General features: G+C 72.6%; 22 protein-coding genes. 6 read left to right on the top strand and 16 right to left on the bottom strand.

What is annotated here, in order from left to right:
• The first annotated feature begins 171 nt into the window (after nucleotides 1-171).
• Nucleotides 172-1,239, top strand: coding sequence for a uroporphyrinogen decarboxylase (gene hemE, locus ACZ9QC_RS09385; protein ID WP_472919742.1), 1,068 nt, complete (start codon nucleotides 172-174; stop codon nucleotides 1,237-1,239).
• Nucleotides 1,240-1,260: 21 nt separating this feature from the next.
• Here hemE and ACZ9QC_RS09380 read toward each other — a convergent pair whose 3' ends face one another.
• A complete protein-coding gene (locus ACZ9QC_RS09380) occupies nucleotides 1,261-2,070 on the bottom strand; it encodes a rhomboid family intramembrane serine protease (protein ID WP_472919741.1) in 810 nt (269 codons plus the stop codon).
• Nucleotides 2,071-2,226: 156 nt separating this feature from the next.
• On the opposite strand from ACZ9QC_RS09380, the gene ACZ9QC_RS09375 reads away from it, so the two are divergent.
• A complete protein-coding gene (locus ACZ9QC_RS09375) occupies nucleotides 2,227-2,571 on the top strand; it encodes a hypothetical protein (RefSeq protein ID WP_472919740.1) in 345 nt (114 codons plus the stop codon).
• 167 nt (nucleotides 2,572-2,738) lie between these two features.
• Here the strand turns inward: ACZ9QC_RS09375 and ACZ9QC_RS09370 are convergent, their stop codons facing one another.
• Together ACZ9QC_RS09370 and ACZ9QC_RS09365 are read right to left on the bottom strand one after the other, a co-directional pair.
• The gene (locus tag ACZ9QC_RS09370; RefSeq protein ID WP_472919739.1) at nucleotides 2,739-4,142 is read right to left on the bottom strand and encodes an FAD-dependent oxidoreductase; all 1,404 of its coding nucleotides are present in this window, start codon (nucleotides 4,140-4,142) and stop codon (nucleotides 2,739-2,741) included.
• Between the two features lie 38 nt (nucleotides 4,143-4,180).
• Nucleotides 4,181-5,167: a DUF4349 domain-containing protein gene (locus tag ACZ9QC_RS09365; protein ID WP_472919738.1), complete on the bottom strand. Its 987-nt coding sequence runs from the start codon at nucleotides 5,165-5,167 to the stop codon at nucleotides 4,181-4,183.
• Nucleotides 5,168-5,509: 342 nt separating this feature from the next.
• Between ACZ9QC_RS09365 and hemG the strand changes: the two genes are divergently transcribed.
• Nucleotides 5,510-7,012 carry a protoporphyrinogen oxidase gene (hemG, locus tag ACZ9QC_RS09360; RefSeq protein ID WP_472919737.1) on the top strand — a complete coding sequence of 501 codons (1,503 nt, stop codon included), beginning with the start codon at nucleotides 5,510-5,512 and terminating at the stop codon, nucleotides 7,010-7,012.
• Between the two features lie 5 nt (nucleotides 7,013-7,017).
• The gene (hemQ, locus tag ACZ9QC_RS09355) at nucleotides 7,018-7,749 is read left to right on the top strand and encodes a hydrogen peroxide-dependent heme synthase (protein ID WP_033529407.1); all 732 of its coding nucleotides are present in this window, start codon (nucleotides 7,018-7,020) and stop codon (nucleotides 7,747-7,749) included.
• A gap of 79 nt (nucleotides 7,750-7,828) precedes the next feature.
• Here the strand turns inward: hemQ and ACZ9QC_RS09350 are convergent, their stop codons facing one another.
• The 10 genes from ACZ9QC_RS09350 to ACZ9QC_RS09305 all read right to left on the bottom strand — a co-directional run bounded on the left by ACZ9QC_RS09350 (nucleotide 7,829) and on the right by ACZ9QC_RS09305 (nucleotide 19,356).
• A complete protein-coding gene (locus ACZ9QC_RS09350; RefSeq protein ID WP_472919736.1) occupies nucleotides 7,829-9,436 on the bottom strand; it encodes an alpha/beta hydrolase in 1,608 nt (535 codons plus the stop codon).
• A gap of 102 nt (nucleotides 9,437-9,538) precedes the next feature.
• Nucleotides 9,539-10,306: a TIGR04222 domain-containing membrane protein gene (locus tag ACZ9QC_RS09345; RefSeq protein WP_472919735.1), complete on the bottom strand. Its 768-nt coding sequence runs from the start codon at nucleotides 10,304-10,306 to the stop codon at nucleotides 9,539-9,541.
• A 166-nt stretch (nucleotides 10,307-10,472) separates the two neighbouring features.
• On the bottom strand, nucleotides 10,473-11,264 hold the full coding sequence (locus ACZ9QC_RS09340) for a DUF4142 domain-containing protein (RefSeq protein ID WP_472919734.1): 792 nt from the start codon (nucleotides 11,262-11,264) through the stop codon (nucleotides 10,473-10,475).
• A gap of 250 nt (nucleotides 11,265-11,514) precedes the next feature.
• Nucleotides 11,515-12,903, bottom strand: a complete 1,389-nt coding sequence (locus ACZ9QC_RS09335; RefSeq protein WP_472921645.1) for an MbnB/TglH/ChrH family RiPP precursor modification enzyme — start codon at nucleotides 12,901-12,903, stop codon at nucleotides 11,515-11,517.
• A gap of 156 nt (nucleotides 12,904-13,059) precedes the next feature.
• Complete coding sequence (locus ACZ9QC_RS09330) at nucleotides 13,060-13,866, bottom strand: DUF4142 domain-containing protein (protein ID WP_472919733.1); 807 nt, start codon at nucleotides 13,864-13,866, stop codon at nucleotides 13,060-13,062.
• Between the two features lie 130 nt (nucleotides 13,867-13,996).
• On the bottom strand, nucleotides 13,997-14,605 hold the full coding sequence (locus ACZ9QC_RS09325) for a DUF4142 domain-containing protein (RefSeq protein WP_472919732.1): 609 nt from the start codon (nucleotides 14,603-14,605) through the stop codon (nucleotides 13,997-13,999).
• A gap of 85 nt (nucleotides 14,606-14,690) precedes the next feature.
• Nucleotides 14,691-17,375 (bottom strand): M48 family metalloprotease, encoded by a 2,685-nt coding sequence (locus tag ACZ9QC_RS09320; protein ID WP_472919731.1) that lies wholly within the window; start codon nucleotides 17,373-17,375, stop codon nucleotides 14,691-14,693.
• A 16-nt stretch (nucleotides 17,376-17,391) separates the two neighbouring features.
• Entirely contained in the window at nucleotides 17,392-17,862 is a 471-nt protein-coding gene (locus ACZ9QC_RS09315) for a hypothetical protein (protein ID WP_472919730.1), read from the bottom strand.
• A 66-nt stretch (nucleotides 17,863-17,928) separates the two neighbouring features.
• Nucleotides 17,929-18,438 carry a hypothetical protein gene (locus ACZ9QC_RS09310; RefSeq protein ID WP_472919729.1) on the bottom strand — a complete coding sequence of 170 codons (510 nt, stop codon included), beginning with the start codon at nucleotides 18,436-18,438 and terminating at the stop codon, nucleotides 17,929-17,931.
• A gap of 186 nt (nucleotides 18,439-18,624) precedes the next feature.
• A complete protein-coding gene (locus ACZ9QC_RS09305; RefSeq protein WP_472919728.1) occupies nucleotides 18,625-19,356 on the bottom strand; it encodes a peptidyl-tRNA hydrolase in 732 nt (243 codons plus the stop codon).
• A gap of 81 nt (nucleotides 19,357-19,437) precedes the next feature.
• On the opposite strand from ACZ9QC_RS09305, the gene ACZ9QC_RS09300 reads away from it, so the two are divergent.
• Complete coding sequence (locus tag ACZ9QC_RS09300) at nucleotides 19,438-20,340, top strand: ABC transporter ATP-binding protein (protein WP_472919727.1); 903 nt, start codon at nucleotides 19,438-19,440, stop codon at nucleotides 20,338-20,340.
• Nucleotides 20,340-21,011 (top strand): ABC transporter, encoded by a 672-nt coding sequence (locus ACZ9QC_RS09295; protein WP_472919726.1) that lies wholly within the window; start codon nucleotides 20,340-20,342, stop codon nucleotides 21,009-21,011. Before ACZ9QC_RS09300 ends, ACZ9QC_RS09295 begins: the two co-directional genes overlap by 1 nt.
• A 242-nt stretch (nucleotides 21,012-21,253) precedes the next feature.
• Here the strand turns inward: ACZ9QC_RS09295 and ACZ9QC_RS09290 are convergent, their stop codons facing one another.
• Genes ACZ9QC_RS09290 through ACZ9QC_RS09280 form a run of 3 tightly spaced genes read right to left on the bottom strand, consistent with a single transcriptional unit; the run spans nucleotide 21,254 to nucleotide 23,193 of the window.
• Nucleotides 21,254-22,123: a polysaccharide deacetylase family protein gene (locus ACZ9QC_RS09290; RefSeq protein WP_472919725.1), complete on the bottom strand. Its 870-nt coding sequence runs from the start codon at nucleotides 22,121-22,123 to the stop codon at nucleotides 21,254-21,256.
• 39 nt (nucleotides 22,124-22,162) lie between these two features.
• Entirely contained in the window at nucleotides 22,163-22,375 is a 213-nt protein-coding gene (locus ACZ9QC_RS09285; RefSeq protein WP_472919724.1) for a DUF397 domain-containing protein, read from the bottom strand.
• The gene (locus ACZ9QC_RS09280) at nucleotides 22,372-23,193 is read right to left on the bottom strand and encodes a helix-turn-helix domain-containing protein (protein WP_472919723.1); all 822 of its coding nucleotides are present in this window, start codon (nucleotides 23,191-23,193) and stop codon (nucleotides 22,372-22,374) included. Before ACZ9QC_RS09280 ends, ACZ9QC_RS09285 begins: the two co-directional genes overlap by 4 nt.
• Between the last annotated feature and the right edge of the window lie 47 nt (nucleotides 23,194-23,240).

Here is a 23,240-nt window from a genome sequence, read left to right as displayed (position 1 = left end):
CAAGACACCCGTGCGCTGGGTCACGGTCGCATCGCGCTGAGCGAACGCGGGCCGCGCCGACGGCCGGGAGCGCCGGCCGCGCGAGTACGGGTCCCCGTCGTCCGGTGCCCGGGCCCCCGTCGTCCATGGGGCGGGCCGTCGCTGTCAAGCGGGCGTGCGAGACTTTGCCTCGTGAGTGCCAACGCCAGCCCCTCGGGCCACCAGCCGACCGCCACGTACAACTCAGCCTTCCTGAAGGCGTGCAGGCGCGAGCCCGTGCCGCACACACCGGTGTGGTTCATGCGGCAGGCCGGGCGCTCGCTCCCCGAGTACCTGAAGGCGCGCGAGGGCATCCCGATGCTGGAGTCGTGCATGCGGCCCGAGCTGGTCACGGAGATCACTCTCCAGCCGGTCCGCCGGCACCGGGTGGACGCGGCGATCTACTTCAGCGACATCGTCGTCCCGCTCAAGGCCATCGGCATCGACCTCGACATCAAGCCCGGCGTCGGACCGGTCGTCGAGAAGCCGATCCGCAGCCGCGCCGACCTCGCCCAGCTGCGCGACCTGACCCCCGAGGACGTCTCCTACGTCACCGAGGCCATCGGGCTGCTCACCGCCGAACTCGGTGAGACCCCCCTCATCGGTTTCGCGGGGGCCCCGTTCACCCTCGCCAGCTACCTCGTCGAGGGCGGCCCGTCCCGCACGTACGAGAACGCCAAGGCGATGATGTACGGCGACCCGGAGCTCTGGGCCGACCTGCTGGACCGCCTCGCCGACATCACGTCCGCGTTCCTCAAGGTGCAGATCGAGGCGGGCGCCTCCGCCGTCCAGCTCTTCGACTCCTGGGCCGGAGCGCTGGCCCCGGCGGACTACCGCCGCTCGGTGCTGCCCGCCTCCGCGAAGGTCTTCCGGGCCGTCGAGTCCTACGGCGTCCCCCGCATCCACTTCGGCGTCGGCACCGGCGAGCTGCTGGGCCTCATGGGCGAGGCCGGCGCGGACGTCGTCGGCGTCGACTGGCGCGTCCCGCTCGACGAGGCCGCCCGCCGCGTCGGCCCCGGCAAGGCGCTCCAGGGCAACCTCGACCCGACCGTCCTGTTCGCCGGCACGAAGGCCGTCGAGGCCAAGACCCGCGAGGTCCTCGACACCGCCGCCGGCCTGGAGGGCCACGTCTTCAACCTCGGCCACGGCGTCATGCCCAGCACCGACCCGGACGCCCTGACCCGCCTCGTGGAGTACGTCCACACGCGGACGGCCCGCTAGCGACCACCACTCGCGCCGGCCTCACCACCCCGGCCGCGCCCGTCTGCCGAAGAGCAGACCGCGTGGCTCGGGTGGGGGTGGGGTGCCGGGGCGCAGGGGCCAGGCGAGGAGCATGCCGGCGACGAAGCCGACCAGGTGGGCCGCGTAGGCCACCGTGCCGATGTCGGAGACGCTCTCGCCGGACGAGTACACGGCCTGGAGCACGAACCAGGAGCCCAGCACCAGCCACGCGGGCAGTCTCAGCGGCAGGAAGACCAGGAACGGCACCAGGACCCAGACCCTGGCCCTCGGGTAGAGGACGAGATAGGCGCCGAGGACCCCGGCGATCGCCCCGGAGGCGCCGATCAGGGGCTCGCCGGAGTCGGCGTTGAGGAGGGCGTAGCCGTACGACGCCGCGTACCCGCAGGCCACGTAGAACAGGGCGAACCGTATGTGGCCCAGCCGGTCCTCGATGTTGTTGCCGAAGATCAGCAGGAACAGCATGTTGCCCAGCAGGTGCAGCCAGCCGCCGTGCAGGAACAGCGCCGTGAGGACGGACAGCGCGGGCGACTTGTCGTAGCCCGGCGGGCCGAGCGCGCAGCCGCCCGACGGGGCGAGTTCGCCGGTGGGCACCAGCCGCGGCAGCTGGTGGCGGATCAACTCCTGGGGTATCGCCGCGTACTGCTCCAGGAACGCCTGCGTATGGCACAGCCGGGCCACTTCGCTGTCACCCGGCACGGAGCCGGCGAGACCCGGCATGAAGACGAAGACGAAGACGTTCGCGGCGATCAGCGCGTAGGTCAGGTAGGGCGTGCGGCCGGCGGGGTTCACGTCATGGACGGGGATGACCACACCGGACTAGTGCCCTGGAAACGGGGCCGGAATCAGTCTTCCCCGGGTCTGTGCGGGCCGGGTGCGGAGTCGGTGTCGACGCCGGTGAACGTGCGGGGCGGGTGGTGCGTATGTCTTCTCAACCGCGGATCTACGTATCTACGTGAGGAACAGGCGATGAACGACCGAGTTGCCCCGGCGATGCACGCCACCCCCGATGGCGAGGCCGAGATCTCGTTGGTGGTGCGGCTGTCCTGGGAGGACGTGGCCGCGCTCGGCCAGGAGGCCGGGCGGCTGGCCGCTCGGATGCAGCGGCCGGTGACGCTGGACGAGGCCGCGAGCCATCGGTTGCGGTCGGCCCGGTCGGCGGCGCACGCGAAGCCGGCGACGCCTGCGGCGCAGCCGGCCGCGGTGACCTCCGCGGTGACGTCCGCCGCGTCGGTGTCCTCGTTGCCCTCGCGGCCCCCGGCGGACCAGGCTCGGCAGGCCATTGATCGGATCACCGGTACGTCGGCCGTCTGACGGCGGGGCGGGGGATCGCCGTAGGGGGTGCTGTGCGTTGCCGGGTGCGGGTGATTCGTGGCTGGTCGCGCCCACGCGGCGGAGCCGCATATCGAAACAGCCCCGCACCCCTGAAAAGCCGGGGGCGCGGCCCCCGTTGTGCGGCGCCCACCTCATGAGGCGCCTACTCACCAGGCGCCCGACCTCACCGCCGTCGTCGCCTTTCTCGCCGCCACCAGGATCGGGTCCCAGACCGGGGAGAAGGGCGGCGCGTAGCCGAGGTCCAGGGCGGTCATCTGTTCCACCGTCATGCCCGCGGTGAGGGCCACCGCCGCGATGTCGACGCGCTTGCCCGCGCCCTCCCGGCCGACGATCTGGACGCCCAGGAGACGGCCGGTGCGGCGTTCGGCGAGCATCTTCACCGTCATGGGGGCGGCGCCGGGGTAGTAGCCCGCGCGGCTCGTGGACTCGACGGTGACGGTGACGTACTGGAGGCCGGCCCGGTCGGCGTCCTTCTCCCGCAGGCCGGTGCGGGCGATCTCCAGGTCGCAGACCTTGCTGACGGCGGTGCCGACGACACCGGGGAACGTGGCGTAGCCGCCGCCGATGTTGGCGCCGATGATCTGGCCGTGCTTGTTGGCGTGGGTGCCGAGCGGGATGTGCCGCTCGCGGCCCGAGACCAGGTCCAGGACCTCCACGCAGTCGCCGCCGGCCCAGATGTTCGCGTGGCCCCGCACGCGCAGGGCGAGATCGGTGAGCAGGCCGCCGTGGTCGCCCAGGGGCAGTCCCGCCGCCTTCGCCAGGGTCGTCTCGGGGCGTACGCCGATGCCCAGCACCACCACGTCCGCCGGGTACTCGGCGTCCTCGGTGGCGACCGCGCGGACGCGGCCGTCGCCGTCGGTGCGCAGGGCGGTGACCTCGGCGTCGTCGACCATGGTGATGCCCAGGCCCTCCATGGCCTTGTGCACCAGGCGTCCCATGTCCGGGTCCAGGGTGGACATCGGCTCCCTGCCGCGGTTGACGACCGTGACCTCGTATCCCCGGTTGATGAGCGCCTCGGCCATCTCCACGCCGATGTAGCCCGCGCCGACGACCACCGCGCGACGGCCCTCGGTGGCGGTGAGCGTGTCCAGCAGGGCCTGACCGTCGTCCAGGGTCTGCACCCCGTGCACCCCGGTCGCGTCGACGCCGGGCAGGTCGGGGCGGATCGGGCGGGCGCCGGTCGCGATGACGAGCTTGTCGTACGCGGTCCAGGACTCGGTGCCGGCGTCGAGGTCCCGCGCCCGCACGCGGGAGCCCTCGACGTCGATCTCCACGACCTCCGTACGCATCCGCAGGTCGATGTCCCGGGCCCGGTGCTCCTCGGGCGAGCGGGCGATGAGCCGGTCGCGGTCGGGGACGTCGCCGCCCACCCAGTAGGGGATGCCGCACGCCGAGTAGGAGGTGAAGTGGCCCCGTTCGAACGCCACGATCTCCAGGGCGTCGGGGCCCTTCAGCCGACGGGCCTGCGACGCGGCGGACATGCCCGCCGCGTCGCCTCCGACGACCACCAGGCGTTCCCTCGAACGTTCTTCAGCGCGGCTCGTGTTCATGGGAACACGCTACGGGGGCCCCGCGTCCGGGGCCCGCGTCACTCCCGCTCCTGCCGCTCCTCGCGCTCCTCCTCGTCCGGAGCCGAGGCCGGGAGCGAGGCGGTCGCGCCGGCCGTGGCCGCCGCCGGCGCGGGACGGCGGGAACGGGCGAGGCGGTACCACACGAGCAGCAGGAGAGCGGCGGCCACCGCGAAGGGCAGGACGGCGGCGAGCGCCAGGCCCAGCCAGCGGAAGACGGCGACGAACGCGTTCCAGCCGCCGGCCAGGGCGTCCGAGAAGCCGGGGTCGTCGTCGACGGGGGCCTTCTTCACCGCGGTCTCGGACAGGGAGAGCGTGATGGTGGCCAGGCTGGTGCGGTCCTTCAGCGACTTCTGCTGGGCCAGCAGGGACTCCAGGTCGGCCTGACGGGTGCTCAACTCGCCCTCCAGGGTGACCACGTCGCCGAGCTTGGTCGCCTTGTCCATCAGTTCGCGGATCCGGGTCACACTAGCCCGCTGCGTCTTGATGCGGCTCTCCACGTCGACGACCTGGTCGGTGACGTCCTCGGCGTTCGTCTTCCGCTCGATCAGCTTGCCGGTGCCCTCCAGTTCGGTGAGGACCTCCTCGTACTTCTCGGCGGGCACCCGCAGGACGACCCGGGTGCGCTCGCGGTCCTTGCCGTCCCGGGTCGTGGACTCGCTGCCGACGAACCCGCCCGCGCCCTCGACGGCGGTGCGGGCCTCGTCCAGGGCCTTCGGCACGTCCTTGACCCGCACGGTCAGGGTGGCGGTGCGGATGATGTGGCTCGGGCTGACGTTCGGCACGTCGGAGCCCTTGTCCTTGCCGGTGTAGTCGCTGCTGCCGCTCTGCTCGGAGAGGGCGCCCTCCTGGCGGGCCGCGCCGTCGCCGGCCGCGGATTTGGCGCTGCCGTTCGTGGTGTCGCCGCGGTCGCCGGAGCAGCCCGTCACCGCCAGGGCGGCGGCGAGGAACAGGGCGGCCAGGGCCCCCGCGGGCCGCCGGGAACGTCGTCCGTGTGTCGCTGCCATTGAGATGTGCCCCCCGAGGGTCGAGAAATCGCCTGTGTGCCTTGCTGACGGTCCTGTGACGCCGGAGCGGGCCGGAACGTTGGCCCCGGGTCGTCGCGAAGCGGTCACGGTCGGGACTCGGCGGGGCCACGGCTCAGGGCCCGTCGTATGGATCACGAGGGACCCCCCATCGCTCCGCGTCGACTCCCTCCTCCGCCGTGCGGCCGCACGCACCAGGTCCCGCTCACCGGCAGTGCGAAGGCGCCGCAGCCCGAAGTCGGCGTGATCCGAACGGCAGGACCTGGCCGCCCGGCGGGCGGGACCGGCGCCAGGGCCGTCGGTGACGTCTGAGAGGGTGGAACCATGAGCGGATCACGTACGGACGTCGGGCACGACGCCGGGCACGTCGTCGTCATCGGGGCCGGCATCGCGGGGTTGGCCGCCGCGCACGGGCTGCTGGACCGGGGCGCGCGAGTGACTGTCCTGGAGGCCTCGGACCGGGTCGGCGGCAAGCTGCTGCCGGGCGAGATCGCGGGCGCCCGCGTCGACCTCGGCGCCGAGTCGATCCTGGCCCGCCGGCCCGAGGCGGTCGCCCTCGCCCGGGAGGTCGGCCTCGCCGGCCGGCTCCAGCCGCCCGCGACCGCCACCGCCTCCCTGTGGACCCGGGGCGCCCTGCGCCCCATGCCCAAGGGGCACGTCATGGGCGTCCCCGGCACCGCGTCCGCCCTGGCCGGGGTCCTGTCCGAGGAAGGCCTGGCGCGTATCGAGCGCGACGCCGACCTGCCGCGCACGGAGATCGGCGACGACGTGGCGGTGGGGGAGTACGTGGCCGCCCGCCTCGGCCGCGAGGTCGTCGACCGCCTCGTGGAGCCGCTGCTCGGCGGGGTCTACGCGGGCGACGCGTACCGCATCTCGATGCGCTCGGCCGTCCCGCAGCTCTTCGAGGCCGCGCGGACCCACACCTCCCTCACCGAGGCCGTCCGGGGCATCCAGGAGCGGGCGGCCGCCGCCCAGCAGACCGGCCCGGTCTTCATGGGCATCGAGGGCGGCGTGGGGCAACTGCCGCTCGCGGTCGCCGAGTCGGTACGGGCCCGCGGCGCCGAGATCCTCACCGGCGCCCCCGTCACGGAACTGCGTCGGCGGTCCTCGGGCGGCTGGCGCGTCGTCGCCGGAGGCGGCCCGGGCACGGCAGACGCCGCGGACACCGACGCCCGTGTCCTGCACGCCGACGCCGTCGTCGTGGCCGTCCCCGCGCCGGTCGCCGCCGGTCTGCTGCGCGCCGAGGCGCCCGAGGCCGCCACCGAGCTCGGGGCCGTCGAGTACGCCTCGATGGCCCTGGTCACCCTCGCCTACCGCCGCGCCGACGTCACCCTCCCCGAGGGCAGCGGCTTCCTGGTGCCGCCGGTCGACGGCCGCACCATCAAGGCCTCCACCTTCGCCTCCCAGAAGTGGGGCTGGATCGCCGACGAGAACCCGGACCTGCTGGTCCTGCGCACCTCGGTCGGCCGGTACGGCGAGACGGCGATCCTGGAGCACGACGACGCCCACCTGGTGGAGGTGTCGAGAACCGACCTGCGCGAGGCCACCGGCCTGACCGCCGCCCCCCTGGAGACCCGCGTCACCCGCTGGGACGACGGCCTGCCGCAGTACCCGGTCGGCCACCACGCGCGCGTGGCCCGCCTCCGCGAGCACCTCGGCAAGCTGCCCGGCCTCGCGGTCTGCGGAGCGGCGTACGACGGCGTCGGCATCCCGGCGTGCGTCGCGAGCGCCGCCGCCGCGGTCGACCAGATCCACGGTGACCTGCGGGCCGTGCGGCACCTCACGGCCCACCCGGTGCAGAGCCTGCACGGCGGAGCGGGAGAATGAGACCCATGAGCGACGACGCCCCCACCACCGAGTCCGGCCGGATCCCGAACAAGGGCAAGCTGGCCAAGGACCTCAACGAGGTCATCCGTTACACGTTGTGGTCCGTCTTCCGGCTGAAGGACGTGCTGCCGGAGGACCGCGCCGGTTACGCCGACGAGGTCCAGGAGCTGTTCGACCAGCTCGCCGCCAAGGACGTGACCATTCGCGGTACGTACGACGTCTCGGGTCTGCGCGCCGACGCCGACGTCATGATCTGGTGGCACGCCGAGACCAGCGACCAGCTCCAGGAGGCGTACAACCTCTTCCGCCGCACCCGGCTGGGCCGCGCGCTCACCCCGGTGTGGTCGAACATGGCGCTGCACCGCCCCGCCGAGTTCAACCGCTCGCACATCCCGGCGTTCCTCGCCGACGAGACGCCCCGCGACTACGTCAGCGTCTACCCCTTCGTGCGCTCCTACGACTGGTACCTGCTGCCCGACGAGGACCGCCGCCGGATGCTCGCCGACCACGGCAAGATGGCCCGCGGCTACCCCGATGTCCGGGCCAACACCGTCGCCTCGTTCTCGCTCGGCGACTACGAGTGGATCCTCGCCTTCGAGGCCGACGAGCTGTACCGCATCGTCGACCTCATGCGGCACCTGCGTGCCTCGGAGGCCCGGATGCACGTCCGCGAGGAGGTCCCGTTCTACACGGGCCGCCGCAAGTCGGTGGCGGAACTGGTCGCGGGCCTCGCGTAGTCCGGCCTCGCGAGACCGGCCTCGTGCGGACCGTCTCCCGCGCCCCTGCTCGTTCCCAGGGGCGCGGGGAACCGCGCGATCAGCCGCTGACGGCCCGTAGCTCCGGGACAGCCGCCCCGCCCCGCACGGCTCTCGGTTCCTGTTCGGGCCGCGCGGCGCACGCCGCCCTCCGCTCAGGCAGCCGCCCCCGCAGCAAGTACGCCTCCAGGTAGCGGTTGACGCAGGTGTTGGACCCGCCCGCGACGCCGTGGTTGCCCGCGTCCCGCTCGGTCACCAGCACCGCGCCCCACAGCCGCCGGTGCAGCTCGATCGCCCCGTCGTACGGCGCGGCGGCGTCCCGCTCGGCCGCCAGGATCAACGTCGGCGGCAGCTCCCCGGGCCCGGTCCGTACGTCGAGCGGCCGTTGCCGCGGGCCGTCCCAGTAGGCGCACGGCAGGTTCGTCCACACGTTGTCCCAGGTCTCGAAGGGCGCGGTCCGCGCGAGCCGGGTGTTGTCCCGCTCCCAGTCCTTCCACCGCGTCGGCCAGGGCGCGTCGTTGCACTCCACGGCCGTGTAGACGGCCTTCGCGTTCTCCTGCTCGACGGCGGCCTCCGGGTACGGACCGGCGATCTGGATCAGCGGCTTCGGGTCGCCCTTCAGATACGCGGAGAGCGCCAGGGCACGCTGCGGCCAGTGGTCGTCGTAGTACGCGGCCTGGAGGAACGCGCCCTGCAACTGGCCCGGACCCACCGTGCCGCCGGCGGGCCGGGCGGCCAGCCGCGCCGACGCCCGCTCGTAGCTGCGCAGCACCTTCCGGGGCGTGTCGCCCAGCCCGTAGACCCGGTGGTGCTTGGCCACCCAGGCCCGGAAGTCCGCCCAGCGACCCTCGAACGCGGCCGACTGGTCGAGGTTGTTGCGGTACCAGATCTGCTCGGGGGCCGGGTTCACGGCCGAGTCGAAGACCATCCGGCGGACGTGCGAGGGGAAGAGGGAGGCGTACAGCGCCCCGAAGTACGTCCCGTACGACGCCCCCATGAACGTCAGACGTGGCTCGCCGAGCGCGGCGCGCAGGACGTCCAGGTCACGGGCGTTGTTGAGGGAGTGGTAGTGCCGCAGCGCGCTCCCGCCCCGCCGCGCGCAGCCTCGCGCGTACGCCTTGGCACGTGCGACGCGTTCCTTCTTGTACGACTCCGAGGGGTGCGTCGGGGCAGGTGCGGGCCCCCGGTGCAGGTGCTTCGGGTCCTGGCAGGACAGCGGTGCCGAGCGGCCGACCCCGCGCGGGGCGTAGCCGACGAGGTCGTACGCGGCGCCGATGCGCTTCCAGTCCGGGAGGTGGCCGATGAGCGGGAAGAACATCCCGGAGGCGCCGGGCCCGCCCGGGTTGAACACGAGCGCTCCCTGCCGGGCGACCTTCCTCCCCTTGGCGTCCTTCCCCCTGGCCTCGATCCGGCTGACGGTCAGCGAGATCTGCCGTCCGTCGGGCCGTGCGTAGTCGAGCGGCACCTCGACCGTCCCGCACCGCACGGTGGTCGGCAGCCCCTCCGCCGCCGGGCACTTCCCGAACCGGATGCCCTCGTCCGCGGCCCGCTCGGCCGCGACGGCGACCGCGTCCGCCGCCGTCCGGGTCATGTCCCCCTCGGCGGGCGCGGCGCCGAGGCCGCTCAGCACCACCGCCCCGACAGTCCCGTAGAGCACGGCAGCCCGCATGGCGAATCCCTCCGAAGCACGACAGCAACAAAGGGATGTTTGGCGTTAAATAGGGCGAATGTAAAGGACTGTCAGGGAGTGTCGCCGTGGCTGTCGCTGTCGTTATCGCTGCTCGAAGGCCGCCCGCAGCTCCGGGGACCCGACCGCCCCCACGCCCCGGACGGCCACGGAGACGAGATCCGCCAGGTCGCCTCCGTCCCGGCCCGCGACGGTCCGCAGCACCCGCGCCCCCTCCGATGTCGCCCAGCGCGTACCCGGCCGCCTCTCGACCCGCGCGATGACCAGACAGCTGAGCGTCAGCACCAGCGGCAGCGCGAACCACAGCGCGACCAGCACGCGGTGCTCCTCGAAGCCCTGCGCGGGCAGCAGCAGTGCCAGCGCCCCCAGTCCGCACACGCCCAGCGCGGCGCCCCGCACCTGGGCGACCGCGTCGGCCACGCTCGTGCGCGCGGCGTCGGGCACGGCCAGCCCCGCCGCGACGAGCCGGTCGGAGAGGCGGCGTACGGAGTCCGAGGCCGCGGCGGTTCGCCGTACGGGCGCTATCCGGGCCTGCCCGCCGGGGCCTATCGCGCCGATGACGGAGCGCTCCAGGTCGTCCCGTCCGTCCGGGTCCACGACCGTCACCCAGCCGGTGTGGGCGAGCAGGAGTCTGCGGTGGCCGGCCATGGCGACCAGGGTGAGGTCGGCGACGCGGGCGGGCCCGCCGGACAGGAACGCCGCCTCGTACAGGGTGAGCCGGTGGCAGTGGTGGGCGTGGTCGGCGCGGGCGTCGGACTCGGCCGCCGCCGCGCGCATCGAGGTCAGACAGAGTCGGGCACAGGACACGCCGGCGGCGGCCCAGGCCAGCAGGAGGAAGAGGACCCAGAGCATGGCGCGTTTCTATGCGCCGACCCTGGGCCGCACCCCTCGATGTCCGCAATCCGCACGGATGACGCCCGCTCTCTTCCGTTTGTTCGCGGCCACGGCCCGCAATTGCCAGGACCGGGCGGCGGCGGGCGGGTGGATCGGCGGGAGCGGCACCGGGGCTCCCGCTGTCTCAGCCGTCGTCCACCGGGCCGTTGGCCGCGGGAGGCAGGCTGTACGTCGGTGACGGGTCCGGCCGGGACGGGGTGGGTGAGGGGGTCACCGGGACGGGGGAGCCGGGGTCGGTCGACGGGGTCGGCGGCGTGGGGGAGTTGGTGAGGGGCGGGGCGCTCGCGGACGCGGCGTCGCGGGCGATCGCGTCGTAGTCGACGAGCCCGGTGGCCTCCAGGACCTTGATGTGGTCGAGGACGGTGGTGTTGGCGTCGTCGGCGAGGTCACGGACCAGCGAGTTGCGGGTGGTGGCCCGGACCTGGGCGACGACGGAGAAGACCTTGCCGTGGGCCAGCCGCAGGATGTTGGCGAACTCGCGGTCGTAGGTCTCGCCCTGCGCCGCCGTCAGCGTCGCCAGCCACTGCTTCTGCTGGTCGCTCGGTTGGTTGGGCAGGGGCACGGCGAGGCGCGCGGCGACGTTGCGGACCCGCGCGTCGAGGAAGGTGTGCCCCTCGACGAGATGCTCACCGGCGGTGCGTACGGCCTGGGTGCCGCCCTTGGTCTGCGCCTGCTGCCCGGCCGGCAGCTCCCACAGCCCCGCCAGTCTGACCTTGGTGATGAAGTCCCGGTCCAGGGCGGACAGCGGACCGTACTGCGTCGTCACGGTGGACGCGTTGAGCACGCTCACGCCGGTCCCGGAGCGGTCCGCGTACGACCAGATCGGGAAGAGCAACGCGACGAGCGTCGCCGTCAGTCCGGCGACGATGAGTCCTGTGCCACTGAACAGTCCTCCTCTGCCGTTGGTGGTTCGCATGGTGCCTCCTGCTCGCGGCACCGCACGCTAGTGCGCAACGGGTGCTGATCGGCCTACACACCGGCATGTTACTGCTCGGTCTACGCCAACTGCCGTATGAGGAGGAACGGTTGCGGAGGGGACAAAGCGCGCTTGATGGGGTACGTGAAAGGGTGGATGAATCATGTCAAACGCGGCGCACAGGACGGTAAACCCGTGCCGGGGGCACGGGTCTGTTAATCGCAGCACATTCGGGGTCGAGCACCCCGGCTCATCGGCGTAGCAGCACCCTGCGGGTCGCGCGGGCCAGCCGGGCCGTCGGCCGCTGGGAGAGCGGTGTGGGGCCCGAGCGCTCCAGCCACCAGCGACGCACCTCGCGCAGCACGTCCGCGTCGTCGGGGCGGCCCGTGAGCAGCACGTGCTCGGCGAAGGAGAGGGCGTCTCGCCGGTAGCCGTCGGTCATCGGGTGGCCCTGCGCGTACGCGACGAAGGTCGGCCGGTACGACGATCCGAGGATCTCCGGGAGCTCCGGCGCCACCTTGGCCACCACGTCCGCCCGCTTGGCCGCGAGGGCCCGCGCCTGGACGCCCAGCCGCACGCGGTCGAACCCCTCGGGCACCGGGGTCCCGGCGACCAACGCGGACAGCAGCGCCGCCTGCGCGAGCCCGAGCCGCTGCCGGGCGGCGGGCTCGGCCTCGGCGACGGGCTCGGCCTCGGCGACGGGTTCGGTGACGGGTGTGGTCTCGGTGACGGGCTCGGTCTCCGTGCCCGCCTCCGCCCCGGCCGCGCTCGCCGTCCGCCCGGGCCCCCGCACCTCTGCCTTCTCCAGCACACCCCGGATCGCCCCCAGCTCGCGCTCCAGCTCGCCCGGCTCGGGGAAGTTGTCGTCGCGCTCCAGGAGCACGCCCGGCGGGGACACCCGGGAGGCGAGGTCGGCGAGGATGTCGAGGACCGGCTGCGGGACGGGGTGGGCGTGGCTGTCGTGCCAGACCCCGTCGCGCTCGAAGCCGCCCGCGACATGGACGTACGCGATGGCCTCGACCGGCAGCTCGTCGAGCGCCTTCGCGGGGTCCTCGCCCCGGTTGACGTGGTTGGTGTGCAGGTTCGCCACGTCGATGAGGAGCCGGACGCCGGTGCGGTCGACGAGGTCGTACAGGAACTGCCCCTCGGTCATCTCCTCGCCCGGCCAGTTGATGAGCGCCGCGATGTTCTCCAGCGCGAGCGGCACCGGCAGCGCGTCCTGGGCGATCCGGACGTTCTCGCACAGCACGTCCAGGGCGTCCCGGGTGCGCGGCACCGGCAGCAGGTGTCCGGCCTCCAGCAGCGGCGACGCGGTGAGGGCGCCGCCCGCCCGGACGAAGGCGATGTGCTCGGTGACCAGGGGGGCGCCCAGTGCCTCCGCGCGCTCGGCGAGGGAGCGCAGGCGCTGCTCGTCGGGGCGGTCGGCGCCGCCCAGACCGAGGGAGACACCGTGCGGCACGACCGTGACGCCCCGCTCGCGCAGGCGCAGCAACGATTCGGCGATGTGGCCGGGACAGACGTTCTCGGCGACGACCTCGACCCAGTCGACACCGCCGTCCGCACCGGCCATGCGCTCCACGGCGTCGGCGATCTCCGGCCGCCAGCCGATCCCCGTCCCCAACTGTGCGATCTGCTCCATCGTCCCCGTCCCCTCCTCGGTCACGTCGGTCACGGCTTCACCAGGACCCTGTGTGTCTCCTTACGGCGGACCTGTGTTCCGGCGTGACGGAGTCATGGCCCCGTCAGCCGGGGCCGAACCCCGTGGAGGGGACCTTCAGAGCAACATTTGAGCTTTCTACTGGACCTGCGGCTGACCCTGGTCCTTGTTGATCTCCTCCGGGTCCGGACGTCCGGTGGGGACGTTCCCGGACTCGAAGGGCGACGGCTTCGACTGCACGTCCGGGTTGGTGGACGGCAGGGCCGGGGGCGCGGCGGGCGGCAGCTGACCGGGGACGGGCGGCGGCGGGCCGGTGGGGCTCGCGGTACCGCTGACGGAGTTGTCGGCGATCGTCGCGAAGTCGACCTCGCCCGTCTTCTCCAGGATCGTGATGTGGTCCAGCACGGTCTGGTTGGCGTCGGAGGCCAGCTGGCGGATCAGCGTGTTGCGGGTGGAGTTCCGCACGGAGGCGATCGCCGGGAAGATCTTGCCGTGCGCGGCCCGCAGCAGGTTCGCCCAGGTCTTGTTGTACTCGGCCTCGGTCTTGCTGGCGGTCATCTGGTCCAGCCAGCCCTGCTGCTCCGCCGTCGGCTGGTTGGGCAGCTCGACGCCCAGCTTCGCCGCGATGACCCGTGACCGCTTGTCGAGGTCGGTGTGGCCCACGATCAGGTGGTCGGCGGCCTCTCTGACGGACTGGCTGCCGCTGCGCTCCAGTGCCTGCTGCCCGGCGGGCAGCTCCCACAGGCCCGCCAGCCGCACCCGGATGAGCAGGTCGCGGTCGCCGGGGGTGAGCGGCCCCCACTGGGTGGTCACCGTGTCACCGGTGAGCGCGGCCGCGGCTGTCGCGTTGCGGTTGGGGTACGAGTAGAAGATGGGGTAGGCGACCGCGGTGAGCGTGCCGGCGATCGCCAGGGCGACGAGGACAGAGCCCTTGGAGCGTCGCAAATGAGCCTCCCGGAGGAAACCAACTGATCGTTGGGGACTGAACTGTTGCTTGGGGCGCGGGGGTGACCGCGGGGGTGCCGCTGTGACGGCCCGGTCCCGGCCGCCGCCCGGGGGCGGGGCCGGGACGGCGTCAGATCGTGCCGTTGGCGATCGCGTCGAAGTCGACCTGGCCGGTCTTCTCCAGCATCGTGATGTGGTCGAGCACCGTCTGGTTGGTGTCCGAGGCCAGCTGGCGCACCAGGGTGTTCTCGGTCATGTTCCGCACCTGCCCGATGGCCGGGAAGATCTTGCCGTGCGCGGAGCGCAGCAGGTTGGCCCAGACCCGGTCGAACTGGTCGTCGGTCGCGTTGTCCATCTGCGCGAGGAAGCCCTGCTGCTGCTCGTTCGGCACGTTAGGCAGCTCGACGCCCATCTGCGAGGCCACGGCCCGCACCCGCTCGTCGAGGTCCTTGTGACCGACGATCAGGTGGTCGGCGGCCTCCTTGACCTCCGGGCTCTTCGACCGCGCCATCGCCTTCTCGGCGGCGGGCAGCTCCCACAGGCCGGCCAGCCGGACACGGACGATCAGGTCCCGGTCGGCGGCCGTCAGCGGGCCCCACTGGGTGTTCACCGTGCTGGCGGCCATGTTGGCCTGGGCGGTGCCTGAACGGTCGGCGTAGGACCATACGGGGAACGCCAGCGCGCCGACGGTGACGACGAGAGCCAGGCTGGCGATGAGCGAGCCGTTGAGACGCCGCAAAGTGATCCTCCCGGGTGATGCCAACTGGTCGTTGGGGCAGTTGCTTGGCCAGTACCGGGAAGTACGTGCGGGGTGCCGGTGTTGTTCAACGACCTTTGAACCGGCTGAGGACGGGCGGGGCGGGGGGACCGGAGGCAACGGGCGCCGGGCGATGGCCGATCGGCTGGGCGAGACTCTCCAGGGCGGCCCCCTGCGCCGCGCACCGGGCGGCGATGCTGTCGGTCAGTGCGCCGAACCTCTCGGCATCCCCGTCCCGGGCGGCGGTGAACAGCCCTTGGAAATCGGCGGCCAGCCGGGTGTCGCCCGCCCGTAGGGCGAGCTGTACCGCTTCGTAGAGGCGGCTGTTGGCCTCGGCCGGGGTCAGGGAGTCGGCGGCTCCGAGGAACGCGTCGAACTTTCGGCAGGCCGCCGCCGAGGATGCGTTCCCGGCACCGGCACCAGCACCAGCAGCACCGGCATCGGTGTCGGACGTCTGGCCGAGGGGGCCGACGATGAGCGCGAATGCCACGACGGCGGCCGTCGGGACACAGGCCAGGGCGATGGTGAGCCGCCGGTCGAGCTGGGGGGCCGATGGCACGGACGGTGCGGTGCGTTCGGGTGGTACGAGGAGCAGCGGCGCGCCGGGAGGACGTTCGTCCAGGAGGCGGGTGACGAAGCGGGAGACCGCCGCGCCCGCGAGCGCGCAGAGGAACCCGCCGGCCAGGATCCGCAGCAGGGTGTCGCGGATCAGGGGGAGCGGAAGGTCCAGTGCGCACCGGCCCGGAACCATGGCGAGCGCGTCGGCACAGCCGGCCAGGACGACCCCGCCGAAGAACACCGCCGTCAGCAGGCAGCCGGTCAGGAAGGCGGTCAGCAGGGCGAACGGAAGCACCGGCCGGTGGTGGCGGCGTACTCGGACCGTCACGGCGGCGGCGATCCCCTGGAACAGCATCGCGGCGCCGATCTGCCAGTACGTGAACGCGAGCAGGAAGCCGTCCTGCCCACGCACCGCCGGGCTCACGCTCTCACGCAGCAGCACCCGTTCCAGGAGCTGGAACCACGCGAACGCGGCGGCTGTCGCGGTGCTCGTCAGCAGGACGTGCCGAGCCCACCCGGTGTCGTACGAGCGCCGGCGGCGCCACGACGCGGCGACCGGGAAGAGCCACACCGCGACCAGTGCCATGACGAGCGGGGTCCACTGGGTGAACCGGAGTGTCAACGGGTGTTCCACGAGGGCCCACAGCCAGTAGGGACCCACCGGTGCCGAGGCGTCGGCCAGGGCGTACAACTCCCGGGCGGAGTCGTGGACGGGGCCCAGTGCCTCGCCGGCGTCGTACAGCAGCATCCATCCGCTCAGGAGCACCGCGAACGGAAGCGCGGCGGCGAGCAGCCCGGCCTGCCAGGCCCGTGCGGACGGGGGCTCCCCGGCGGTGTGCCAGAGCGCCGCCGACCTGGCGATCCACGCCGACAGCGCCACCAGCAGCGCGCACAGCGCGAGGGACCACAACACTGCCGCCGCTCCCGGGACGGGGGGCCGATCCGTCAGGACGATGCCGCTCTGGGGCGCGAGCGGCACGCCCACGACGAGCCCCAGACCGAGGCCCAGCGCCGGCAGGAGGACCGCCCGGGTGCCACCGCCGAACAGGGCGGCCCGCCAGACCCCCAGTCCGATCACGGCGAGGGCGGCGGGCGCACACAGCAGCACGATCGTCCAGCGCGCGTCGAGGGCGTCGAGCCGGTTGAACATCAGCCACAGAAGGGTGAGCAGTCCGCTCGCGGCGACCGAGACGGCCAACCCCGCGGTGAAGCACTCGGTGAAGCGGAGCCGGAACAACTCCCGTGGCCGGGCGATTTCGGCGGCCCGTGAGGCCGCCGGCGGATGCACGGCCAGTGGTCCGAGGCGCCACCGGGACACGGGTCGGCCGCGCTCGGTACCGAACACGTCCAGCAGCCCCGGTCCCGCGCCCCAGGCGGCGGCCCGCACATCGGCGCCGTACTCACGCGTCCGCAGCACGGATGCGCAGGTCAACCAGACGAGGGCCACCAGCACCAGGGAACGCCAGGTGACGGCCAGGACGCTGTGGGCCGGTGCTGCGATCAGCGCGACGGCGAGCGGCAGCAGTCCGGCGGGGACGAAGGCCAGGGCCAGGGCGACGGTGAGGCAGGTGACGTCGACGTCCTTGTTCCGCAGGTGCGCCAGTTCGTGCAGGACGACGGCGCGGGCACGCTGCGGGGCGACGCCGAAGGCGGTCATCGTGCCCTGGGCCAGCGCCACGCGGTACCGGCCGCTCCGGCCGAAGGTGTACGCGTCCGTCTTGCGGTCCTTCAGGTCGCTGACCCAGAACTCCGGAGGCCGGGACAGGCCCGCCTCCCGGCACAGGGAGTGCAGCAGCGCCAGCAGCGGGGCGTGGTCGGGGTCGTGAGGTGACAGTGGCTCCAACTGCCTGCGACGGGTCAGGTACCAGGGCAGCAGGAGGTAGATCGCCGTCGCCGTCGACGCCAGCAGCAGGATCCCGCCGAGCACCCACCACGCCTTCTCCCGCTCGTACGGGGTGATGCAGGCCAGGAAGCCCTGGGTGTACGCGAGGGCGTCCCTCGCGGGTGGCTGGCCCTGCGGGCCCGCCGCGCACCGCTGGTAGACGGCTACGGCCCGGTCGGCGTCGGGCGAGACGGTGAAGTAGAGCAGGTTGTGGATGAAGGCCGTCGTCCCCAGCAGAGCGGTGACGACCAGCGCGAAGCGGAACTTTGCGCCGCTGGGCAGCGCGAACGGGTCGGGCGGGGCGGACGACACCGGGGGCTCCGGCAGTTCACCGGCGGACGCGGGCCGCGCCCGCGAGGGCGTCCGCCAGCAACCGGGCCCGACTCTCTTCGACTCCGGCCCTCAACGCGGTGCGGTAGGCCTCCTCGCGCAGCCACTCCACCTGGTCGGGTGTCAGCGCGTTGTCCGTCTCGGTGTCGGCGTCACCGCCGCCCCGTCCGAACAGGCCGCCGAGCCAGGTCCGTACGGCGGTGCCGCTGCCGTCGGCGAGGTTCGCGGCGAAGGCTCCGATGAACGAGGAGAGCGCGCCCTGCACCATGGCGAGGGCGAACGGAGTGAGCAGGACGACGACCTCGGTGCCGCCGGCGCCCAGCATCCGCTCCTGCGATCCGCCGCCGTCGCCCGCAGCCGCTTTCAGCGTTCCGGCGGGGTCCCGGAAATAGGCCCGGCTGTTGATTCCGAAGACGACCATCTCCTGTGGTGCGACTTCGGAAACCACGATCCGGGTCACTTCACGCACCAGGTCTTCATCCGCCGCTGTGGACCGACCATTCATGGCTTTGCCCCCTGTTTTCGTGAATGCGGACTAACTGATCTGTCGCAGGTAACTCACGCCGTCCAGCAGGAGAGACTCGAATGCGTAGCCGTATTCGTTTCCGATGTCCGGTCGCTCGATGTACCAGCTCTCGTAGACGATCGGCCCTCCGGGGACGTACAGGGTCATCCGTGACTCCTCCACGACCGCCGGCCCGTCCAGCACTTGGCCGTTGTTGTACAGCAGGCTCACGGTGCCGTCGCCGAAGAAGGCGATCTTGTCGACCCGGGCGGAGCCCTGTCCGTCCCCGTCCCACTCGCCCACCAGTTCCGCGGGCACCTGCCCGGTGACGGGCTCTTCCTCGGGCGGGATTTCGTCCGTCTCTTCCTCGGACGGGATTTCGACCGTGGGCTCCACGGGCTCGATGACCGATGATCCCGTGTCGTCGTCCCCGGAATCACCGCCGGACGGAGTGCCGCCACCGCATCCGCTGAGCAGAAGTGCGAGCAGAAATGCGAGCGGCAGAGCGAGCAGTGCCGGAATCGCCGAGATTCGGTGCAAGGAAATCTTGATGACGCCCCCCGATACGTCAGGCCCGATGCGGGTGGAATGCTGACGATGCCCGGTTTCTATTCCACTCGGGGTGACGCTCACACCTCATCGACCAAAGCAGGCGGAATACGTTCGACTGCTTTCGTTCGGTGCAGGTGTGTGATCTGAAAGTCGTGTAATCGGGGCGGAGGTGGGTCAGGAACGCAACGCGGTGTGGTCCGCGACCACCGTGCAGGAGCCCGGGGCCACCTCAGTGAAGCCCGCGTCGCGTACGACCGGGAGGCCGGCGATGGTGAGGGTGTCCCAGTGGGCGGGCGCGGCGGTGCGGACGGCGAGGGGGAAGCCCGCGTCACGCCAGGCGGTGCGGGCCGCCTCGTCCAGGTCCCACCACGCGAGCTGCGCGCCGTGGCCCGCCTGGGCCATCGCCTTGCCCGCCGACATCGCCACCTCGGGGTTGAGCCACAGCACCGGGGCCGCGGGCTCGGGGTCGGCCGGCGGTTCCGGGTCGTCGAGGTCCGTGCCGGAGACCTGGAGGCGGGCCAGGTCCTTGGGCCAGCCGTCGAGCGGGACCGGCGGGAAGACGCGCACCTCTGCCGACTTGCCCGTCACCGTGATCCCCGGCAGCGCCTCGGCCCGCCGCCACTCCGCGCCGCGCGCCCGCCGGACCACCTTGCGGATCCGGGCGTCCTGCCAGCTCCGCATCGCCTCGGCCCACTCCCCGTCGCCCAGCGACCGCGCGTCGCTCAGCATCACCAGCACCGCCCGCGCCGCCGTCTCCAACGCGTCCGTACGCGCCGGGGGCGAGGCCTTCTCGATGTGCGCGACCAGCGGCAGCACGAACTGCGGCGCCTCGTCGCGGGAGGTCCGCTCGTCCCGGAAGGGGCTGTCCGGCGTGGGGCTGTTCTGGGGGGCGTCACTGGTGGTCACCCGCCCAGTCTGCCAGGCGGACGTCCCCTTCCCGCGCCCCTGCTCGCTCGCCTGTACGAGGACATGTACGAGGATGGGGGCATGGAACGTGAGTTACTGCTGAGGCTGGAGGGAGTCGGCCGGCGGTACGGCTTCCGCGGCGACTGGGTGCTGCGCGGCCTCCACCTGGAGATCGCCGCCGGCGCGCTGATCCGGGTGGAGGGCGCGAACGGCACCGGGAAGTCGACACTGCTCCGGGTCCTCGCCGGGCTCGACGCCCCCACCGAGGGCCGGGTGACGGGGCGCCCGCGCACGGCGTACGTCCCCGAGCGCTTCCCCGCCGCCCTGCCGTTCACCGCCGTCGAGTACCTCACCCACCTCGGTGCCGTGCACGGCCTGGACCGCTCCTCCGCCGCCCGCGCCGCCCATGCCTGGCTGGAGCGCTTCGGGGCCGCCGAGTACGCCCGTACGCCGATGGCGGAGCTCTCCAAGGGCAGCAGTCAGAAGGTCGCCGTGGCCCAGGCGCTGCTCGCCGAACCGGAGTTGCTCGTCCTCGACGAGGCGTGGACCGGCCTGGACTCCGACGCGCGCGAGGAGTTGGAGCAAGTGGTGGTGGAGCGGACCGCCTCGGGAAGCGCCGTGGTGTTCGTGGACCATGACCCCCGGCGGTTGGCCGGGGCGCCGGACGCGCTGTACGCGGTGGTGGGCGGAGCGCTCGAACCCCGGGTGCCGCAGGGCGCCCCCTCGGTCTCCGTGGTCGTCGAGGGACGAGGCCCGGCGGACGCACAAGTCCCGGAGGCCGTGGGGAAGCTGGCGTCAGCCGTCGAGGAACTGGTCCACGGTACGCACCGGTTCACGGTCCCGCAGGCCGGATCCGACGAGCTGCTGCGGGCGTTGCTGGACGCCCGACCGCCGTGGCACGTGGTGAGCGTGACGCCGAAACCCGCACCCCTGCCCGAACCGCGACCGGAAGCGACGCCGGAACCCGAACTGGAAAGCTCCTGATGACCGCCCTCCTCCGCTACCAGGCGGCCCTCCTCGTCCGCTCCCAGCGCTGGCTGCCGCCCGTCATCCTGTACGCGGCGTTCCTCGCCATCGGCGTGCAGCGCGGGCAGCCCGTGCTCGACTCGCTCGGCTACACGGCCGCCGCGCTGCTGCCGGTCTCCGCCTGGCTGATGCGGATCTGCGTCACCAACGAGCCGCCCGCGGCCCGCAGCTGTACCGGCGCGGCGGCAGGCCCGGGCCGTGCGCACCTGGCCTGCGTCCTGGTCGCCTTCGGGGCGTCCGCGCTCCTCGGAGCGGCGGCCACGGCCCTCGTCACGTTCATCAGCGCCCCCACGAGCACGGACCATCAGACGCGTGTCGAGGCGCTCCCGGCGGGCAGCGCGGGCCTGCTGGCCGCCCTCGTCTGTGCTCTCCTCGGCACGGCCGTCGGCGCGCTCACCAACTGGCCGCTGCTGCGTTCGCCGGGCCGGGCCGTCCCCGCGCTCCTGCTCGGCGCCCTGCTCGCGCTGGTGATGGCCGGCTCCCCGGCCAGGGCGGCGGTCACGGCCCTGGTCGACGGCTCGCGGCACGCGACGATCCCGGTCCCCGTCCTGCCCCTGCTCGCGGCCGGGCTCCTCACGGCGGCCGCGACCGCCGTGGCGTGCGCCCTGACGAGACGCCGCTCACCATGACGCCGCTCAGCCTGAACAGGCGGTCCGCTCGGCCTCCCGCCTCCCCCAGTTCTCGACTTCGCTCGAACCGGGGGGGACCCCCATCACACCGGGCACAAGGTGATCCCCTTGTAGGACTCCGGGTACTCGGTGGGCTTTCGGCACAGGACGCACTCGGCGAGGGCGCCGCTGTGGTCGTGGTCGCTCATGCGCCCAGCGCAGAGCGGCCACGCCAGGACCCGAACAGACCTGCGCGGGCCCGCTCAGGGCGCCGCCACCGCCTTCGCCGCCGTCGTCCCGACCAGCTCCGACACCTTCACGAACCGGAAACCGCGCTCCCGCAGCGCCGGCACGATCTTCCGCACGGCCCGCTCCGTGACCGGTGCGGCGCTGCGCGTGCAGTGCATGACCACGACGGACCCCGGCCGCACCCCGTCCAGCACCTCCCGCACCACCTCGTCCGCGTCCGTCGCGAACGCGTCGCCGCTCGCCACGTCCCACTGCACCGCCGTCACCCCGGACGCGCTGAGCCTGCGCAGCGCGCGGCTGTCGTAGCAGCCGCCGGGGAACCGGAAGTACGGCATCGGATCCCGGACCCCGGCCTCGCGGAACACCCGGTACGCCCGCTCCAGGTCCGCCCGCATGCGCGCGGGTGCCATGGTCGGCAGGCCGTAGCAGTTCTCCGTGAAGGCGTGATGGCTGTACGAGTGGTTCGCGACCTCGAACAGGGGGTCCCGTCCGATGGACCGCGCCTGGATCGGGTACTCCTCGACCCACCGCCCCGTCATGAACAGCGTGGCCGGGACCTTCAGCTGGCGCAGCGCGGCGATCAGCTCCGGGTTGTCGAACCGTTCGCCCGCGGCGGCCCGCTCGCCCTGGTCCGCGGTCATGTCCGCGTCGAAGGTGAGCGCGACGGTCTTGTCGGTACGGCTGCGCAGACCGTGCTCGAACACCGGGGTCAGCCCTGCCGGACCCGGCGCGAGCGTCGGCGGCCGGGACGCCGTCGCCGCCGAGGGGCTGGCGGTGGCGTTGACGATGCGCGTCGAGGCGTGCGGGGTGCCGCAGGCGGCGAGGGCGGCACCGAGCACGCCGAGTGCGCAGAGCGCGGTGATGCTACGTACGGGACTGATCACCGCACGAAAGTACGGCGATGGGGTCAGCGGACAGTCGGTTTAACTGCTCAACGCGGGGGAGTCCGCACCGAAGTCACCCGCCTGGGCGATGAAGGGGGCCCAGGCGGCGGCGGAGAGGGTCAGCGCGGGGCCCGCGGGCCGCGTGGAGTCCCGGACGCGGACGGCGGAGGGGAGGGGGGCGACTTCCACGCAGTCGTCGCCCTGGGCGCTGCTGTAGCTGCTCTTGGTCCAGCGCGGTTCAGCGGTGCTCATAGCTCTCCTCGCATTCTCTTCAACAGGCCCACGGAGTCCTGCGGGGAGAGGGCCTGCGAACGCAGTCTGGCATAGCGCAGGGAGAGCTTGGCCACCTCCTTCCTGTCGGTGATCAGGCGCCCGCTCTCCTGACCCTCGGAGTACGCGTACCGCTGTGCGTCAGGGGTTTCGAGAAGGCGGATGGGGCCGGCCAGACAGGCGTGGTGCTCGGTGCGCGCAGGCATGATCTGAAGGGTGACGTTGCGCAACGCGCTTGCCGCCAGCAGGTGGTCGAGCAGTTCGGCACAGACGTCCGTGCCGCCGAGGCGACGCATGAGCACGGCCTCCTCGACGACGAAGTCGAACGTGGTCCTGGGCTCGTCGCGGAACAGTGTCTGCCGCGCCATACGCGCTGTGACGCGGGCCTCCACCTCGTCGTCGGGCAACGGCGGTACATCCTCGTCGCACAGCGCCCGCACGTACGACTCCGGCTGCAACAAGCCCGGGACGAGACGGCACTCGTACGTGCACAGGCTCACCGCGTGCCGCTCCAGCTGGGCCCAGCGGCGGAACCACGACGCCAGCCCCGGTTGTCGCGAGACATGCTTCGCAGCCCTCAGCAGCGCGCCCGTGTTGCCCAGCACACGATCCGCCCGCTCCACGAACACCTCATCCGCCATCCGCCTGCCCAGTTCGATGGAGGCGACGGTGTGCACGCTGAAGCTCACCAGCGGAGCGAACTGCTCCCGCGTGAAGCCGTGATGCTCGCGCAGCGCCTGCACGAACGCCCCGAACGTCTTCAGACTGTCGGACGGGTCCGGCTCCCAGTCGACACCCATGTTCGGCCACCTCCAGATGAGTCGGATCTCCCCACGATCAACTCACC

The sequence above is a fragment of the Streptomyces sp. HUAS MS02 genome, assembly GCF_055702265.1.
This window is presented reverse-complemented; position numbering and strand designations above follow the sequence as displayed.